The 17,250-nt window shown below is 32.0% G+C and carries 16 protein-coding genes; 1 reads left to right on the top strand and 15 read right to left on the bottom strand.

Annotated elements, in window-relative coordinates; genetic code table 11:
* Positions 1-14: 14 nt before the first annotated feature.
* The 12 genes from HMPREF2930_RS06815 to HMPREF2930_RS06760 form a co-directional block, all read right to left on the bottom strand.
* Positions 15-347: a putative DNA-binding protein gene (locus HMPREF2930_RS06815; protein WP_017174585.1), complete on the bottom strand. Its 333-nt coding sequence runs from the start codon at positions 345-347 to the stop codon at positions 15-17.
* Positions 334-1,563, bottom strand: a complete 1,230-nt coding sequence (gene ftsY, locus HMPREF2930_RS06810; protein WP_017174584.1) for a signal recognition particle-docking protein FtsY — start codon at positions 1,561-1,563, stop codon at positions 334-336. The genes HMPREF2930_RS06815 and ftsY overlap by 14 nt, the downstream gene beginning before the upstream one ends.
* Entirely contained in the window at positions 1,560-5,129 is a 3,570-nt protein-coding gene (gene smc / locus HMPREF2930_RS06805) for a chromosome segregation protein SMC (protein WP_017174583.1), read from the bottom strand. Before smc ends, ftsY begins: the two co-directional genes overlap by 4 nt.
* Positions 5,130-5,198: 69 nt before the next feature.
* The gene (gene rnc, locus HMPREF2930_RS06800; RefSeq protein WP_002448736.1) at positions 5,199-5,930 is read right to left on the bottom strand and encodes a ribonuclease III; all 732 of its coding nucleotides are present in this window, start codon (positions 5,928-5,930) and stop codon (positions 5,199-5,201) included.
* Between the two features lie 81 nt (positions 5,931-6,011).
* Positions 6,012-6,245, bottom strand: a complete 234-nt coding sequence (locus HMPREF2930_RS06795) for an acyl carrier protein (protein WP_001830184.1) — start codon at positions 6,243-6,245, stop codon at positions 6,012-6,014.
* Between the two features lie 126 nt (positions 6,246-6,371).
* Entirely contained in the window at positions 6,372-7,106 is a 735-nt protein-coding gene (gene fabG, locus HMPREF2930_RS06790) for a 3-oxoacyl-[acyl-carrier-protein] reductase (RefSeq protein ID WP_017174582.1), read from the bottom strand.
* On the bottom strand, positions 7,099-8,025 hold the full coding sequence (gene fabD / locus HMPREF2930_RS06785; protein WP_017174581.1) for an ACP S-malonyltransferase: 927 nt from the start codon (positions 8,023-8,025) through the stop codon (positions 7,099-7,101). The genes fabG and fabD overlap by 8 nt, the downstream gene beginning before the upstream one ends.
* A complete protein-coding gene (plsX, locus tag HMPREF2930_RS06780; RefSeq protein ID WP_017174580.1) occupies positions 8,018-9,004 on the bottom strand; it encodes a phosphate acyltransferase PlsX in 987 nt (328 codons plus the stop codon). The genes fabD and plsX overlap by 8 nt, the downstream gene beginning before the upstream one ends.
* Positions 8,997-9,533 (bottom strand): transcription factor FapR, encoded by a 537-nt coding sequence (gene fapR, locus HMPREF2930_RS06775; protein ID WP_070597271.1) that lies wholly within the window; start codon positions 9,531-9,533, stop codon positions 8,997-8,999. Before fapR ends, plsX begins: the two co-directional genes overlap by 8 nt.
* A gap of 172 nt (positions 9,534-9,705) precedes the next feature.
* Complete coding sequence (gene recG / locus HMPREF2930_RS06770; protein ID WP_017174578.1) at positions 9,706-11,757, bottom strand: ATP-dependent DNA helicase RecG; 2,052 nt, start codon at positions 11,755-11,757, stop codon at positions 9,706-9,708.
* A 583-nt stretch (positions 11,758-12,340) separates the two neighbouring features.
* A complete protein-coding gene (gene fakA / locus HMPREF2930_RS06765) occupies positions 12,341-13,999 on the bottom strand; it encodes a fatty acid kinase catalytic subunit FakA (protein WP_017174577.1) in 1,659 nt (552 codons plus the stop codon).
* A gap of 14 nt (positions 14,000-14,013) precedes the next feature.
* Positions 14,014-14,388, bottom strand: coding sequence for an Asp23/Gls24 family envelope stress response protein (locus HMPREF2930_RS06760; RefSeq protein WP_002448841.1), 375 nt, complete (start codon positions 14,386-14,388; stop codon positions 14,014-14,016).
* A 270-nt stretch (positions 14,389-14,658) separates the two neighbouring features.
* Between HMPREF2930_RS06760 and rpmB the strand changes: the two genes are divergently transcribed.
* Positions 14,659-14,847, top strand: coding sequence for a 50S ribosomal protein L28 (gene rpmB, locus HMPREF2930_RS06755; protein ID WP_002448748.1), 189 nt, complete (start codon positions 14,659-14,661; stop codon positions 14,845-14,847).
* Positions 14,848-14,898: 51 nt separating this feature from the next.
* Here rpmB and HMPREF2930_RS06750 read toward each other — a convergent pair whose 3' ends face one another.
* From HMPREF2930_RS06750 to rsgA, 3 genes are read right to left on the bottom strand one after another with little or no spacing between them, the layout of a single operon-like run.
* On the bottom strand, positions 14,899-15,540 hold the full coding sequence (locus tag HMPREF2930_RS06750; RefSeq protein ID WP_017174576.1) for a thiamine diphosphokinase: 642 nt from the start codon (positions 15,538-15,540) through the stop codon (positions 14,899-14,901).
* Between the two features lie 4 nt (positions 15,541-15,544).
* Positions 15,545-16,189 carry a ribulose-phosphate 3-epimerase gene (gene rpe / locus HMPREF2930_RS06745; RefSeq protein WP_017174575.1) on the bottom strand — a complete coding sequence of 215 codons (645 nt, stop codon included), beginning with the start codon at positions 16,187-16,189 and terminating at the stop codon, positions 15,545-15,547.
* A complete protein-coding gene (gene rsgA / locus HMPREF2930_RS06740; protein ID WP_017174574.1) occupies positions 16,189-17,064 on the bottom strand; it encodes a ribosome small subunit-dependent GTPase A in 876 nt (291 codons plus the stop codon). The genes rpe and rsgA overlap by 1 nt, the downstream gene beginning before the upstream one ends.
* Positions 17,065-17,250 lie beyond the last annotated feature (186 nt).

The raw sequence follows: 17,250 nt of genomic DNA, 5'->3' as shown, positions 1-17,250 counted from the left end.
AACCTCCTTATAAATTATTCTAGTTCTTCTAATTTTTGGATTAAATGTTCCAGTTTTTTAGTATCATGAATAGATTGTTTCATTTCGTTATAAATCATTTGACGTTGTTCAAATTTCTCATATAACTTTAATTTAGTTTCATAGTCTTCTACTAAATCGCCAGTTCTTCTTATATTATCATAAACCGCTTGTCTACTCACTTTAAACGTTTCAGCAATTTCACTTAATGAGTAATCATTTAGATAAAATAACTCAAGATAATTCTTTTGTTTTTCAGTAAGCAAAGAATGGTAAAAATCAAATAGATAATTCATTCTTAACGTTTTAACTAAATCATTTTTCCCCATTTTGGTGTTCCTCATTATTATCTGTTAAGCTTTGCATTTCATCAGGGATATTATCATTTTGCTCAATCATATCAGCAAACAATCCATATACATAACTTTCAGGATTAAATGGTTGTAAATCATCTAGTTTTTCACCTAAACCAACGTATTTTACTGGAATATGCAATTCGTTTCGAATAGCAAGTACAATACCACCTTTTGCTGTGCCATCTAATTTAGTGAGCACAATCCCTGAAACGTTGGTTACTTCTTTGAATGAACGTGCTTGTGATAGTGCATTTTGACCAGTGGTTGCGTCTAAACATAATAATGCTTCATGTGGTGCATCTGGAACAGCACGACTAATGACTCGTTTCATTTTGTCCAATTCTTGCATTAAGTTTGATTTATTTTGTAAACGACCTGCTGTATCACAAATTAATATATCTACATCTTTATTCTTAGCCGCATTGATTGCATCATAAACCACTGCTGCAGGATCAGAACCTTCGCTTTGTCTGATTACCTCTACGCCTACACGATCGCCCCAAACTTGTAATTGTTCAATTGCACCTGCTCTGAAAGTATCACCAGCAGCCAACATAACTTTTTTACCTTCCATTTTATAACGATGTGCCAATTTACCAATCGTTGTAGTTTTACCTACACCATTGACCCCAACCATTAAAATGACATTTAATCGGCCATCTTCGATATTCATTGCTTCTGAATGATCATCTTCTTGGTGATAAATTTCTACAATTTTTTCAACGATAACTTCTCTTAAACCTTCAGTTTCTTTGATATTACGACGTTGTGCTTCTGTACGTAATTCATCCGTTAATTGCATAACCGTATTGAAACCTACATCCGCAGTAATCAACATTTCTTCTAAAGCTTCGAAGAAATCTTCATCTACAGTTCTATAACGTGCAATCAAGTTATTTAATTGCTCCTGGAAGTTTTCTCTTGATTTTTCTAAACCTGCTTTAAATTTCGCTCCCATTTTTTGAGCTTCAATTTCTTCAAAATCTTCAATTGAAATTAACCCATCTTCGTCAAAGTCAGCTTCGCTTAATTTACGTGGTTTTTTCTTTTTTGGTGCAGGTTCTTCATTTTCTTGTTCATTGTCTTTTGTTGATGGTTGATCTAATTCCTCATCTTCCGTTAATTCCTTTTCAATATCTTCAGTCGACTTTGTAGAAAATTTATCTTTTAGTCGTTTGAAAAAACTCATGCATTTTCCTCCTTCATAACCTCATCTATTGTATTTAAATTTACACTTACTAATTTTGAAACGCCTGACTCTTGCATTGTAACACCATATAAACGATCCGAATACTCCATGGTACCTTTTCTATGCGTAATGACAATAAACTGTGTTTTTTCCGATAAATCATTTAAAAACTGTGCGTAACGAATAACATTAGCTTCATCCAAAGCTGCTTCCACTTCGTCTAGTATAACAAATGGTGCTGATCTTACTTTTAAAATAGCAAACAGTAATGCAATAGCACTTAATGCGCGTTCGCCACCACTTAATAAAGAAAGATTTTGTAATTTTTTACCTGGTGGTTGAACAATAATATCTACTCCTGCAGACAAGTAATCATCATCCGTAAGCTCTAACTTGGCATGACCACCACCAAAAAGTGATTGAAAGACAGTTGTGAAATAATCTTGTACTTCAAAAAATGTAGCTTTGAAACGATCTTTTACTTCTTGATCCATTTCATTAATGATTTGTTCTAAAGTCTGTTTTGCTTCTCTTAAATCATTTCTCTGTTCATTCAAAAATGTATAACGTTCATTTAATTCTTCAAATTGTTCAATAGCATTAACATTAACTGAACCTAATTCTTCAATTGACATCTTAGTTAATTTTACTTTTTTTCTTAATGTTTCTATTGAAACATCTGATTGATAAGTTTCTCTCGCACGTTCAAGTGTAAGATGATACGTTTCATTTAAATGATTCATTGCGTGATTAATAAGAACATCTAATTTAGACTGTTGGGCCTTAATATCTTGATAAAAACTTTCAATAGATAATAAATCTTGATGGCATTGTTCGAGTTTGTACTCATGAATTTCAATATCTTCATTTATAGAATCTTTCTGTTCTTTTAAAGTATCAAGTTTTTGTTTTAATTTATCACGTTGAGACGCTTTATCTTGGATACTTGATTGAAGTTGTTGAAATGCTTTTTCGCCCATCATATCGTCAGAATTAAATAATTCTATTTTCTCTTTAGTTGCAATGATTTGTTGGTTAATTTGTGCAAGTTGCTTATCTATTCTTTCCAATGACATAATTTGATGACTTATTTTTTCTTTAACGACTGCAACATCAGAACGTTTTTGATTTAATTCTTTTTCAACTTGCGATACATTTTCTTTACCTTCTTTAGAGAGTTTTGAATATACCTCTATGTCATTTTCAAGTTGTTTTAGTTGCTCTTGAATTTCAGATAAACGCAATTGTTGTTGCTTTAATGTGTGACGACTTTTTTCACTTTGATAGCCATCATTTTTCTCAAATTCAAATTCTTCATGTTCACTTTTTATATGTGTTTCTTGTTTTTTCAATCGATCTAAAGTCAATGTTTCTTCGTGAGCGGTATCTTTTAATTGATGATATTGTTGGCTTAACTCTACATACTTATTACTTAATGTCTCAACTTTCTCTTTTTGCTTTTGCAATTGTTGTTCGAATTCTTTTGTTTTCTCTTCGTAGTCGTTTAATTGTATTTTCATTGTTGCCAATTCATCTTTTTGAGCTAAAATACTTTTTGATTGACGCATTCCGCCACCTGTCATTGCTCCTCCTGGATTAACGATATCTCCTTCTAAGGTAACGATTCGTGCTTTATATTGAATCGCTCTTGCAAGTTCATTCGCAATTTTAAGATTCTCCACTATAATTGTAGTACCCATCAAATTATCTATCACAGCTTGATACGTTTGATTAACTTCAACCGCTTCCGATGCAATATTAATAAAACCATCAAAATTTCGAGCTATATTTTGAATATGATGAGATAAACTTCTTGCTCTAATTACATTTAGTGGTAAAAATGTTGCTCTTCCTAATCCTCGTTGTTTTAAAAATTTTATCGCTTGGCGACCATCTTTTTCATTATTTACAATAATGTGTTGTAATGAGGCTCCTAACGCTGTTTCAATCGCTTGTGTCAATTTTGATGGTACCTTGATGACTTCAGCTACTGCACCATGAATACCACTTAAAGTATTCTCTTTTGCTTTTAATATATGTTTTACTCCATTAAAAAAGTAGGAATAGTCTTCTGCTTGTGTTTCTAAACTTTCCATACGCACGCGCATTTTATCAGTATATCGATATGCTTGATATAACTTATCTTCATATGTCGCTTCTATACGTTTTGCTTCAGATAAACGATCTTCAACATCACGCATGTCTTTCTCTGTTATGTTCATTTTTTGTGATGTAGTAGTATGCGCTTGTTCTGTTTGATGTATGTCATTTTGAATATGTTTAAGTTGATCAAATACTTCTATTAATCTTGCATCGAGACGTGTTTTTTTGGTTTCATTTTCTTGAATAGTACGTTCTAAAAAACGAATATCATTATTCACTTCAGATTGCTCGGACATTAATTCATAATATTCATTTTTAATAGTTTCTAATTTTTCATCATGTTGTGCATCTGTAAGATTAAGTTTTGATTCTAACTGTTTAATCTCTTTATTAAGCGATTGATGCTGTTTTTTAAGTTTAGATACTTGTTCTACAGAAAGTTCTCTTTCATCTTGAACATTCTTTAATTCATACTGTAAATTATCTAATTCTTCTTCAAATCGTGCATTCGTTTCTGATTGATTTCTTTTTCGCTCTTCAAGTACATTTAATTTTCCAATAAATTTTTCATATTCCTCAGTTGTAGTAATTAAATCTATATTAGTGTGGTCGGTATCTCTTTCAAGTTTTTGACGTTGCGTTTTTTGTTTTTGTAAATATTGATTTAATTGAGCTTGTTGACCTTCTTTTTCAGCTTGTTGGCTTTTTAGATGATTCAATCGTTCATCGAGTTGACGATTCTCTTCATCATATTGATTAATATCGTGTACAGTTACGACAACATCACTATGCTCCATCTCTTTTGATAATTGTAAGTATTCTTTAGCAATAGATGCTTCTGCTTTTAGAGGTTCAACACGCCCTTCTAAATCATATAAAATATCCTCTACTCGAGATAGATTATCTTCTGTATGACCTAGCTTTTGTAAAGATTCCGTTTTTCTTTTTTTATACTTTAAAACACCCGCTGATTCTTCTATGATTTGACGTCGGTCAACAGGTTTAGCATTTAAAATTTCATCTACTCTACCTTGTGAAATAATACTAAACGCTTCTTTTCCTAGACCAGAATCTAAAAATAACTCTGTAATATCGCGTAGACGTGCCCTATCATTATTTAAATAATATTCGCTTTCTCCACTACGATAAAGACGACGTGTTACAATCACATCATCAGCCTCAATCTGCAACTCTCTTGTAGAATTATCTAATTTTAATTGTACTTCTGCATAATTTTGTGCTTGACGATGTTCTGCCCCTGAGAAAATAATATCTTCCATTTTAGAGCCACGAAGCGACTTAGCAGATTGTTCTCCTAAAACCCATTTAATCGCATCAGTAATATTACTTTTCCCACTACCATTTGGACCAACAATTGCTGTCACGCCTTTATCGAACTGTACATTCGTACGATCTGCAAATGACTTAAAGCCAACGGTATCTATAGATTTCAAATAAACCATACTCTTCTCCTTAATTCATTCATACTCATTCTTGTTGAAAAGAAGATAATATATGAAATGCGTTCATTATTATTTGTTCTCATCTCTTAACTTATGATAAGCACTTTCAGCTGCTTTTTGTTCAGATTCTTTTTTTGTTCTGCCTTGTCCTTTTGCGATTGCTTTATTTTCTAAAATCACTTCAGATGTAAATAAACGATGGTGTGCTGGACCTTCTTCTTTAATCAAATGATACGTCACATCCCCTTTACTTTGACTATGAATATATTCTTGGAATTGTGTTTTAAAATCGACCACGCCAATTAATTCATTATGTTCTACATATGGAAAAATGACTTTTTGAGCAAACTTCCAGACTACTTCTAAGCCTTGGTCTAAGTATAAAGCCCCAATAAACGCTTCAAAAGCATCTGATACTAATGAAGGTCTTGTTCTACCACCTGTTTTTTCTTCACCTTTTCCAAGTAAAATGAGTTGATTTAATTCAATTTTATTTGCAAATATTACAAGTGAGGGTTCACATACGATTGTCGCTCTCATTTTAGTTAAATTTCCTTCTGGTAAATTAGGATATTTGTCAAAAAGGTAACGTGAAACCGTCAATTCTAATACCGCATCTCCTAAAAATTCTAAACGCTCGTTATGAGCTAATCGATCCATATTAAAATCATTAATAAAGCTAGAGTGCGAAAACGCTTGTTGGTACACATCTAAATGAGTATAACTAAGACCAAGCATTTTCATTTTTTTATCAAATTGATATTGAAAGTCTTTAATCATTTCTGATTGTTTCGGGTGCATGATTGATAAACCTCCGTTCATGTTATTGATGTCCTATGAAAAAAATCTGAGCCATCATGACGACGACTCAGATGTAAGTTTTTATTTTTCAAGACTATTGATGTATTTAACTGCATCACCAACAGTGTTGATTTTTTCAGCTTCTTCATCAGGAATTTCAGTACCAAATTCGTCTTCTAATTCCATCACTAATTCAGCGATATCAAGTGAGTCAGCGCCTAAATCATCTTTGAAAGATGCATCTTCTGTTACTTTATCAGCGTCTACACCTAAACGGTCAACGATGATATCTTTTACTTTATCGAAGTTTTCCACGTCGATTCACCTCCTTTAAAAGTGTCTATCCATAGACTATTATATTTTCCCATTTTAAGGGCTAAAACACAAGTATTTATTAAAAGGATAATGACTATTTATCCTTTTAAATACATGACGTATATATTACATATACATGCCACCATTAACTGATAACGTTTGACCTGTAATATATTTTGCACGATCAGATGCTAAAAATGACACTGCATAGGCAATATCTTTATCTTCTCCAAAACGTGATAATGGAATTTGCTCCAACATTTGTGATTTAAGATCTTCATTTAATGCATTTGTCATATCTGAGACGATAAACCCAGGCGCAACTGCATTAACAGTAATACCACGTGAAGCAAGTTCACGTGCACTTGATTTTGTCAGTCCTTCAATACCTGCTTTTGTCGCAACATAATTAGCTTGTCCAGGATTACCCATAGCCGCTACAATACTAGATAAATTAATAATAGCACCGCTACGTTGACGTAACATTTGTGGCGTAGCTTTTTGAATACAATTAAATGTCCCTTTTAAGTTAGTATTAATAACGTCATCCCATTCTTGCTCTTTCATTCGCATTAATAAATTGTCTTTTGTAATACCTGCGTTGTTTACAAGAACATCTAAAGAGCCAAATTGATTTACAACTTCTTTAATCATAACTTTGACTTGATCACCTTCAGCAACATTTGCTTGTATTGCAAAACTTTCTACGCCTTTTTCTTTAATTTCTTTAACCACTGCTTCTGCTTTTTCTTTATTACCCGCGTAATTAACTGCTACATTGAATCCATCTTCTGCTAATTGCAATGCAATACTACGTCCAATTCCTCTAGAAGCACCAGTTACTAATGCACTTTTAGTCATTTTCATTCCATCCTTTCACATCTTCTAATGTTTGAATCGATGTAATTTTAACATCTCGATTAATTTTTTTAATTAAACCAGATAATACTTTACCAGGTCCAATTTCAATAAAATGATCCACACCTTGGTCTATTAACCATTCTGTCGATTTAATAAATTGTACTGGTGAATAGAGTTGTTTCACCATATTTTGTTTAATCGTTTCTGCTTTTGTTTCTCCATGAGCATTGTAATTTTGAACGATAGGAAATTGAGCATCATTCCAAGTGAATTGATCAATAAATGAAGCGAAATTCTCTTCAATTACTTGCATCATTGAAGAGTGGAAAGGACCTGATACTGCTAAAGGAATCACACGCTTCGCACCTAAAGATTTTCCTTCTTTAGTTAATTTATCAATCAGCGCTTTATGCCCAGATACAACGATTTGACCTGGTGCATTAATATTGGCAGGTTCAATTAATTGATCTCCAAATGAAATTTCTTTACAAATTTCATTTACCTCTTCATAACTTAGCCCTAAAACAGCAGCCATACTTCCTACACCATTTGGAAAAGCTTGAGTCATTAATTCGCCACGCTTACGCACAATTTTCACTGCATCTTCAAATTTTAGTACACCAGCAGCCACTAAACTTGAATATTCACCTAGACTATGCCCCATTGTATAGTCAGCATCTATATGGTTTAGTGCTTTTAGTAATGCAATACTATGTGTTAACAATGCAGGTTGAGTATTCTCAGTTTCTCCTAATTTTTCCTCTTTATCTGTAAACATCGTTTCTAATAAATCAAAATCAACCGTTGTTTGCGCTAATTCTAAAATAGAAGTCGCATCTTTATTAACTTGATATAAATCTTTAGCCATTCCGACTTTTTGTGCACCTTGTCCAGGAAAAACAATTGCAGTTTTACTCATTGTCACTACCTACCGTTTCTCTCATAATTTTTACTATTTGTTCATCACCAGCAATTTTAGCTTGTCGAATTGCAGAATAGAATGCACGTGCATTTGAACTGCCATGTGCTTTTACTACAGTACCATCTAACCCTAAAAGAACAGATCCACCATATTCTGCATAATCTAATTTTTTCGCAAACTTACTGATATCTTTTTTCAATATCGCCGCAGCAAGCTTATTTTTTAAATTAGCTAATAGTGTACCTTTTAACATTTTTCCAATTGATTTAGCAGTACCTTCGATGTTTTTTAGTACCATATTTCCAGTATAACCATCAGTGACAACTACATCTGTGTCACCCTCCATCAATGTTTTAGCCTCAATATTTCCATTAAATCGAATAGTCGCTTCATCTTTTAATAATTGATATGTTTTTTTAGTCAAAGCATTTCCTTTTGCTGGTTCAGTTCCGATATTCAACAATGATATTTTAGGTTGTTGAATACCTCTAATTTTTTGAGCATAAATATTACCTAGCTGTGCATATTGCAATAAGTGTTCAGGTTTTGCATCTGCATTGGCTCCAACATCTAAAAAGACAAATCCTTTACCATCGATAGTAGGTAATGTGACAACAAGTGCTGGTCTAGCTACGCCTTTAATACGTCCGACGATAAATAGCCCTGCTGACATTAAAGCACCTGTATTACCAGCAGATACACAGCCATCTGCCTCACCAGATTTAACCGCTTCTGCCATGCGTACCATTGAACTGTCTTTTTTTCTTTTAATGGCACGTACAGGCTCATCTTCCATCTCAATTTTTTCTGAACAATGTCTAAACTCTATACGCTCATGATTTAATGTATATTGTTTTTCATCACCAAATAAAATAATTTCTAAATCTTTAAAATCATTGATTGCTTTTTCTACAGCTTCTAATACGATTCCTGGTGCATTGTCGCCACCCATCATATCTACAGCAATTTTAACCATGGTTTTCATCCTCACTTATATAAAACATTTTAAATATGCCTGTAAAAACGCGTGTATCTTTTACAAAAGATTCCACTTTTATATCATAATGTCGATTTGTTCTATTGATTACGGTTGCTTCTGCTCTAACATTATCATGCAACTTTACTTTTTCAATAAATTTCAAATTACTTTCTTGAGTTAACACAGTAGAGTTATGTATTAGGGCTACACATAATGAATTAGCTTGAGCAAATAAAATATGCCCCCGTGCAATACGTGTTTTTTGAAACACATACTCTTCTGTAATTTCTATAATAGATTGGGCAGAATAATTAGGTTTAACTTGAATAAGATCCCCAATCACTTCATTAGCTTCCAATCCTTTGATATATTCATAATTTTGTTTAGCTACAGATTTAATACGTTTACGTAATTCAGGAATATTAAGTTGTGTGCGATCCAGACGGATAGTTTGAATACTTACGTTGAATAATTCACACAATTCACTATCCGTAATAAAGGGGTTTTCATTAATCGCCTTCTTAATCTCATGACGACGTTCTGTTTTTTTTTAATTTCATACTTTCCTCCCCTTTAAATATTTTAGTACCAAGTCTTAATCATTCCTCACATATCATAACACTTTCTATTTATTATCCTCAACAAATATTACATGTTCATATAATAAATAATTTGAATTAAATATCAGTTTACTGATGTTAATCAAAACTTATGTTAAGTAAATGGTCGTTGATAAATGCTCTTAAACGTTCATATTTCTCAGTAAAGAACTCCCCGGATTGAATGAGTTCTGCAGCCTCATCACGAGCTACTTCTAGCATACGATAATCTTCTACTATATTAGCAACCATAAAATCTGGTAACCCGCTTTGTTTAACTCCAAAGAAATCACCAGGGCCTCTCATTTCTAAGTCACGTTCACTTAATTCAAATCCATCTGTAGTTTGTGTCATAATGGTCATTCTTTCTATGCCAGTTTCTGTTTTAGGTGATGCAATTAATACACAATAACTTTGATGTTCACTACGTCCAACACGACCTCTAAGTTGATGTAATGTAGATAATCCAAAGCGATCAGCATCATAAATCATCATGAATGTAGCATTAGGAACATTAACGCCTACTTCAACTACGGTTGTCGACACTAAGATATCAATATCATGATGACTAAAACGTGCCATTACATCATCTTTTTCGTCTGCTGACATTTTCCCATGTAATAAACCTACATGTGTTTTACCATAAAATTCTTGTAGTGACTCAAAAAGTTCAACAACATTTTGTACATCTTCTAGATGTTCAGAACTTTCAATTAGTGGACAAATCACATAGGCTTGGCGTCCTTTTTTTAGTTCGCTTGTCATTTGAGCTAACACTTGGTCATACTGTTCATGTTTCGCCCAATGTGTAATAATTGGCTTTCGACCTTTAGGTAGTTGTTTAATTGAGGACACATCCATTTCTCCAAATACTGAAATGGCTAACGTTCTCGGTATAGGCGTCGCAGTCATAAACAATACGTTGGTCATAGCACCTTTTTCTCTTAGTAATTGACGTTGATTCACACCAAAACGATGCTGTTCATCAGTAATCACTAACCCTACATTTTTAAATTGTACATCATCTTGAATCAATGCATGTGTACCAATTAAACAATCGATCGTTCCATTCTCTAATTGTTCTAGCAATACACGTCTTTTTTTTCCTTTTACCGATCCAGTTATTAAAGCCACATTCATATGGTCACCGAAAAGTTCTGTTAAACTGTTTGCATGTTGTTCAGCCAAAATTTCTGTAGGTACCATCAGTGCAGATTGATATCCAGCAGTTTTGAGTGCATACATACAAATTGCTGCTACAACTGTTTTCCCTGACCCAACATCACCTTGTAATAAACGATGCATGCGTATTGGCGCTTTCAAATCTCTAAATATTTCATTAACGCTCGATTTCTGTGCATCTGTTAATTCAAAAGGTAACGACTGGATAAATGACTTTACTTTATTAATATCATAATTAATTTCAATGGCTTCATCTGAAGCTTTTTCTACGCGATTTAACCATTGCATACGTAGTTCAAACATAAATAATTCAGTAAAAGCATATGTACGTCTCGCACGCATAAGCGCTTGTTTATCTTTAGGTAGATGCAACGTTTTAATAGTATAATCTAGTAATTCCAATTTGTACTTTTGTCTTAATTCCTCTGTAATCCATTCATGTATAGTGACATCATTAAGAGATTGATGAATCATATCACGCATCTGTTTTTGTTTAATACCTTCTTTAAGTCGATATACCGGTTCTAATCTCACTTCTTCAGTAGAGGTATGAGTGTCATTAAAAAAAATACGATTGCCATTAATTTCTTGTTTAGCACGATTCCATTTACCTTTTATTGTTACTATTTGATTTAACTCAATTTTCTTTTTTAAATACGGTTGATTAAAAAATACACATTTAACTGCGATATTATCAATCATTAAATGGACAGTTAATTTTGATTTATTCCGGCCAAAAAAGGCTACCGTGGGTACAGAATAAATTTCTCCTGCTACTGTCACAGTAGATTGATCTTCAGCTAAGTTTAAATCTACGACAGTATTATCTTCATAACGTGTTGGTAAATATAACACTAAATCTTCTATTGTGTGAATGTTTAATTCATGTAGTAAAGCAATTCTCTTTGGTCCAAGTCCTTTTATAGATTGAAGCGGATATGGACTTTCAATTAAACTAACTTTCGACATTATTTCTCACCTAATATTTTTAATCTTATTTATATTTTATCACGTTTATTATAAATATTTAGTGATACCATCTTACTATAGCTCACTCGACAAATGAATATCACTCGCTTCATTTAAACGTATAAACGTACAACATTCACTTTTAACACTAATATCAATTATCATACTTAACCAATAAAAAGAGATCCTACAATGTTTCAATCTATTTTAATTGATTTTGCATTAGCTCTTCATCTTATTTAAATTTTAGAAGTACGAAATATTTTATATTTCATCAAGGTCCAAATCAAGAACGATTTATACATATATTCCCAGTTATTATTACTGCTGAATTATATGATATTTTTAATCACTCTTTGAGTATTAGATATCTTCTTAATTGTTATATCTTCCTCTATTTTACAGTTCATTACTGATAGCATATCTTTCTATTTTACTATATATTGATTGGTCATTATGTCTTGAAAAATCTATTAAATTAAGCTCTCCATTGTCATATTTTTCAATAATTTTCTTAAATATAAAATGGGGAGTGACAACGACAATTATTTCATCGTTATCACTCCCACTATTAAATCTCACTTTATTCTACAGCAAATAAATATGGATAAATTGGTTGATCACCTTTATGGATTTCTATTTCAACATCTGGATATTCATTTTCTATCCATTCTTCTAATTGAGTTGTCATATCAGATTGTGCATCTTCACCAGTTATCACTGTTAATATTTCACTTTCTTCATTTAACAATGTACTTAATAAGCCAGTAATAGTTTTAAATTCATCTGCATTACTAGTCACAATTTTACTTTCAGCTAATCCCATAAATTCATCTTTTTTAATATCTACACCATCAATCTTAGTATCTCTGACAGCAAATGTAATTGATCCAGATTTAACTGTTTCTAACGCTGTATTCATATGAGACGCATTTTCTTCTAACGTAGATGCAACATCATATTGGAAAAGTGCTGCAATACCTTGAGGAATAGATGTAGTTGGAATGACTACTGTGTCAGCTTTAACAAGTTGTGCTGCTTGATCACTAGACATTCTAATATTTTTGTTATTTGGTAAGATAATTGCACGCTGGCATTCAGACTGTTCAATCACCTTAACAATATCCTCTGTAGAAGGATTCATTGTTTGCCCACCACTAATAATGTGTGTCGCACCCATTGAAGTGAACAACTCAGAGATACCTTCACCCATTGAAATGGCAATTACTGCTGTTTCAACTGTTTTAGGTTGTTGCGAAGCTGTTGCTTGTTGATGACTTTGTTCTTTTCTAATTACTTCACGATGTTGTTCACGCATATTTTCTACTTTTAATTTAATAAGTTCACCATATTGTTGTCCATAATTGAACACTTCACCTGGTGTTTCTGTATGTACATGGACTTTAACTATTTCATCATCATTAATAACTAATAATGAATCACCAAATTCGCTCATATCATTTCTGAATGTTTGTTCATTAAATTCTTTTTTATCTTTTCCAAAGCGTACCATCATTTCAGTACAATAACCGTACTTAATATCTTCTGTATTAATAACCCCATGAAAATCATGTTCTTCATGAACCAAATCTTCTGTGTCTAATTTTTGTTTGTTAGCTTCAACTTTTTCGCCTTTTAGTCCTTTTAAAAAGCCTTCGTAGACACATAATAAACCTTTACCGCCACTATCCACTACGCCTACTTCTTTTAAAACTGCTAATAAATTTGGCGTATTATTTAAAGATTGCTCAGCTTTTTCGATTGTATATTCCATTACTTCGATGCAGTCATCTGTTTCTTCTGCTTTAGTCATAGCTGCACTTGCTGCATCTTTGGCAACAGTCAAAATAGTTCCCTCAACTGGTTTCATGACTGCTTTATAAGCTGTATCTACACCTGCTTGAAAACTACTAGCAAATTGTTGAGCATTAATCTCCTTTTCATCTTCAATATTTTTGCAAAATCCTCTAAATAATTGAGATAAAATAACACCAGAGTTACCACGTGCTCCCATTAAAAGTCCTTTAGAAAAAGTTTTACCTAATTCACCAATACTTTGAGATAAATTATTTTCAACTTCTTCGCGACCTGAGGTAATTGTTAAATTCATATTTGTTCCTGTATCACCATCAGGTACCGGGTATACATTAAGGGAATCAACTAAATCTGCATTATTAGATAAATTGTGTGCCCCTTGTATAATCATATCGGCAAATAATTTACCATTAATTTTGCTAATCATCGTGCTTTGTCCTCCTATACCTTCTTGCCCTTGTTATTAAGTCTTACACCTTGTACAAAAATATTAATAGAATTCACTTTAATATTAAGTGAACTTTCGAGTGTATATTTTACTGATGATTGTACATTGTTAGCTACTTCAGAAATTTTGACACCATAACTTACAATGATGTACATATCTATATCAATCACACCATTATCTTCTTTAACAACAATGCCTTTAGCATAATTCTCATGTCCTAATATTTCAGCAATACCGTCTCTTACTTGTTGTCTAGATGCCATGCCAACAATGCCATAACTTTCTACAGCTTTACTTCCTACAACAGAAGCAATGACCTCATTTGAGATATCAATTTTGCCATAGTCATTTAAGATTTCTAATGTCATCTTCATTATCCTCCTGAATTATGGTTAAAATCATATTTAATAAATGATGTATACATATATGATAAAGATAACTATTTTATAAATAAGCCAATCTACATAAAAATATATTATAATAACTCCACAATAGTTAATTATACCATAGATTTACATTTTCAAAACAATTAACATAAATTACATATGATTTTATTGCTTTAAATATTGATATATGGTATCTTAGTTTAAGTATATAAGTAGTTAAGTGTATTTATATTTATTAAAGGAGGTACTTTGATGGGTAAACAATGTTACGTAACAGGTCGTAAAGCTACGACTGGTAATAATCGTTCACACGCTTTAAATGCGAACAAACGCAGATTTAACGCTAACCTTCAAAAAGTTAGAATTTTAGTTGACGGTAAACCTAAAAAAGTTTGGGTTTCTGCTCGTGCTTTAAAATCTGGTAAAGTTACTAGAGTTTAATAAATATAATGCACTAAAAATGCCTTCATATGTGGTGAAGGCATTTTTTTATTACTCTAAATCTCTACTTCTCATTTGCAGTACTTGACCTTTTTCAACTTCGATAATTGCCATTGATCGATTGACTTCATTAGAAATTGTCAGTGTAGAGCCTATTTCTAAGTGCTGATGATTTAAATTATATTTAAACCCAGATAAAGATAATATCACTTCTCCATTTACTGGAATAAATGAAACATATTGATATTTATCAGATTTATGAAGTTGATGTGTTCCGGTATTAAGTAGCATGATTTCATTTTGCTTATCTATTACTTTAATTATAATTTCTTTTTTTATATAGTCTGACTTGAAAAGAATTTGTAATGTTCCCATAAAATGATCTAATCTTCCACCCGTTGCTCCGTAGATATCTATTTCTGTATATCCCTTTTGAATAGCTTGTTCTACGCCTAATGCTAAATCAGTGTCATCTTTTTCAGCTTTAACTGGATGAATATTTAATGTTTTTTTTAAAATTTCTCTTTCTTCATCATTGACGGAGTCAAAATCGCCCACTGAAAAAACAGGTACAATACTGTGTTCAGAAAGAATTAAAGTCCCACGATCTATTCCACCCCAAGGTTCAGTTGATAATTTTGAAAAAATATGAGGTGGTAAATGACGATCTCCACATAGTAAATTAATTTTCATTATCTCAACCTCTCAATATTTTAGTCACTGTTTTATAATCATCATGGTTAAAAAAGTATGAACCTGTAACAAAAAGGTTAGCCCCATGTTTTGCACAAATATCTATCGTTTTATCATTTATACCGCCATCGACTTCAATATTAAAATTTAAATTAAAAGATGACTTCAAATCATTTAATAACTTAATTTTTGAAGCACACATGTCGATAAATGTTTGTCCACCGAAACCAGGATTAACCGTCATTACTAAAACATAATCCACCATGGAAAGAACAGGTACGACCCTATCTACAGGGGTGCCAGGATTAATTACTACACCTGCTTTTTTATCTAGACTTTTGATAAGTTGAATAGCACGATGAATATGAGGGGTTGATTCAATATGGACTGAAATCATGTCTGCACCATGTTTTGCAAATGTCTCAATATAGTTTTCAGGATTCTCAATCATGAGGTGTACATCAATTGGTAATTGTGTAGTTGATCTTACTGCATCTAATATGGGTAATCCAATTGATATATTAGGTACAAATTGACCATCCATAACATCAAAATGTAGACCGTCAACGCCCGCTTCTTCTAATAATTGTATTTCATGTTTTAAATTCAAAAAATCGACTGATAATAAAGAAGGAAAAATGTGTCTCATTAATATCTAACCTTTCTATTCGAAATTTCATTAACTAATTGTAAATAGTGTTCATAACGAAATTGTGCTAAATTATTGTTTTCTAATTGATGTTTAACATTGCATTTAGGTTCTTTAATATGATTACAATTTCTAAATTTACAATCATTTCCAAAAGTATTAATTTCTTTAAAGTAATACTTTACATCATCTTTTTCAATATGATCAAAATCAAGTGCACTAAAACCAGGTGTATCTGCTATAAAACCATTTTCTCTTTCAAATAGCTCTACATGTCTTGTCGTATGTTTGCCTCGATTAAGTGATTTAGAGATATCATTGGTTTCAAGATTTAGTTCTGGTTTAAACGTATTTATAAATGTTGATTTTCCAACACCAGATTGTCCACTTAGCACAATTAGACCATTGGGCCAAGTATTCACAATATCAACTTTATCAGTTTTTTTACCTACAAATTGAACAGAATATCCTATTTCCTTATATGTATTTAGTATTGTTTCGATATGATTGATTTGCGTTTCACTAGCAATATCTTTTTTAGTGACTAATATACTAGGAGATAAGTTGTAAGAATGTGCAATCACTAAAAATCTGTCTAACAATTGTGTTGAAAATTTAGGTTCAACCGCACTCATTACAATAATCAGACCATCAATATTACTTACTGGAGGACGCTTTAATGCATTGTGGCGTTCATGCACGTGGTGAATATAACCTTCATCTTCATTTTGAATGTCAAAGTCAACGATATCTCCTACTACAGGAGAAAATTTTTTCTTTCTAAAAAGACCACGAGGTTTAGTATTATATTTTTTTCCACCTACATCTACTTGATATACTCCACTAATTAGTTTAACAATACGTCCTGTTTCCAAATTAACACCTCAAATTAAGTATTTATGTTTACGTTATTATAGCAAACATAGAATTAATAATATATATATTCTATACCCTCATCATAAAGATAAGGATAGAAAGACATTGAAATCACTTAAAAAATTAACTTTACATAATAAAATTATAGTTGTTAAAAAGACAATTTCTATATTATTTCAATAGAA

The organism is Staphylococcus sp. HMSC068C09 (assembly GCF_001813735.1).
Classification (GTDB): Bacteria; Bacillota; Bacilli; order Staphylococcales; family Staphylococcaceae; genus Staphylococcus; species Staphylococcus hominis.
Note: the sequence above shows the minus strand (reverse complement) of the source record. Positions and strands in the feature narration are given on the sequence as shown.

What these genes read in the sequence shown, in the direction of transcription:
- HMPREF2930_RS06815 (WP_017174585.1), bottom strand. Translation starts at nt 347, where the DNA reads ATGGGGAAAAATGATTTAGTTAAAACGTTAAGAATGAATTATCTATTT.
- ftsY (WP_017174584.1), bottom strand. Translation starts at nt 1,563, where the DNA reads ATGAGTTTTTTCAAACGACTAAAAGATAAATTTTCTACAAAGTCGACT.
- smc (WP_017174583.1), bottom strand. Translation starts at nt 5,129, where the DNA reads ATGGTTTATTTGAAATCTATAGATACCGTTGGCTTTAAGTCATTTGCA.
- rnc (WP_002448736.1), bottom strand. Translation starts at nt 5,930, where the DNA reads ATGCACCCGAAACAATCAGAAATGATTAAAGACTTTCAATATCAATTT.
- fabG (WP_017174582.1), bottom strand. Translation starts at nt 7,106, where the DNA reads ATGACTAAAAGTGCATTAGTAACTGGTGCTTCTAGAGGAATTGGACGT.
- fabD (WP_017174581.1), bottom strand. Translation starts at nt 8,025, where the DNA reads ATGAGTAAAACTGCAATTGTTTTTCCTGGACAAGGTGCACAAAAAGTC.
- plsX (WP_017174580.1), bottom strand. Translation starts at nt 9,004, where the DNA reads ATGGTTAAAATTGCTGTAGATATGATGGGTGGCGACAATGCACCAGGA.
- recG (WP_017174578.1), bottom strand. Translation starts at nt 11,757, where the DNA reads ATGTCGAAAGTTAGTTTAATTGAAAGTCCATATCCGCTTCAATCTATA.
- fakA (WP_017174577.1), bottom strand. Translation starts at nt 13,999, where the DNA reads ATGATTAGCAAAATTAATGGTAAATTATTTGCCGATATGATTATACAA.
- HMPREF2930_RS06760 (WP_002448841.1), bottom strand. Translation starts at nt 14,388, where the DNA reads ATGACATTAGAAATCTTAAATGACTATGGCAAAATTGATATCTCAAAT.
- rpmB (WP_002448748.1), top strand. Translation starts at nt 14,659, where the DNA reads ATGGGTAAACAATGTTACGTAACAGGTCGTAAAGCTACGACTGGTAAT.
- HMPREF2930_RS06750 (WP_017174576.1), bottom strand. Translation starts at nt 15,540, where the DNA reads ATGAAAATTAATTTACTATGTGGAGATCGTCATTTACCACCTCATATT.
- rpe (WP_017174575.1), bottom strand. Translation starts at nt 16,189, where the DNA reads ATGAGACACATTTTTCCTTCTTTATTATCAGTCGATTTTTTGAATTTA.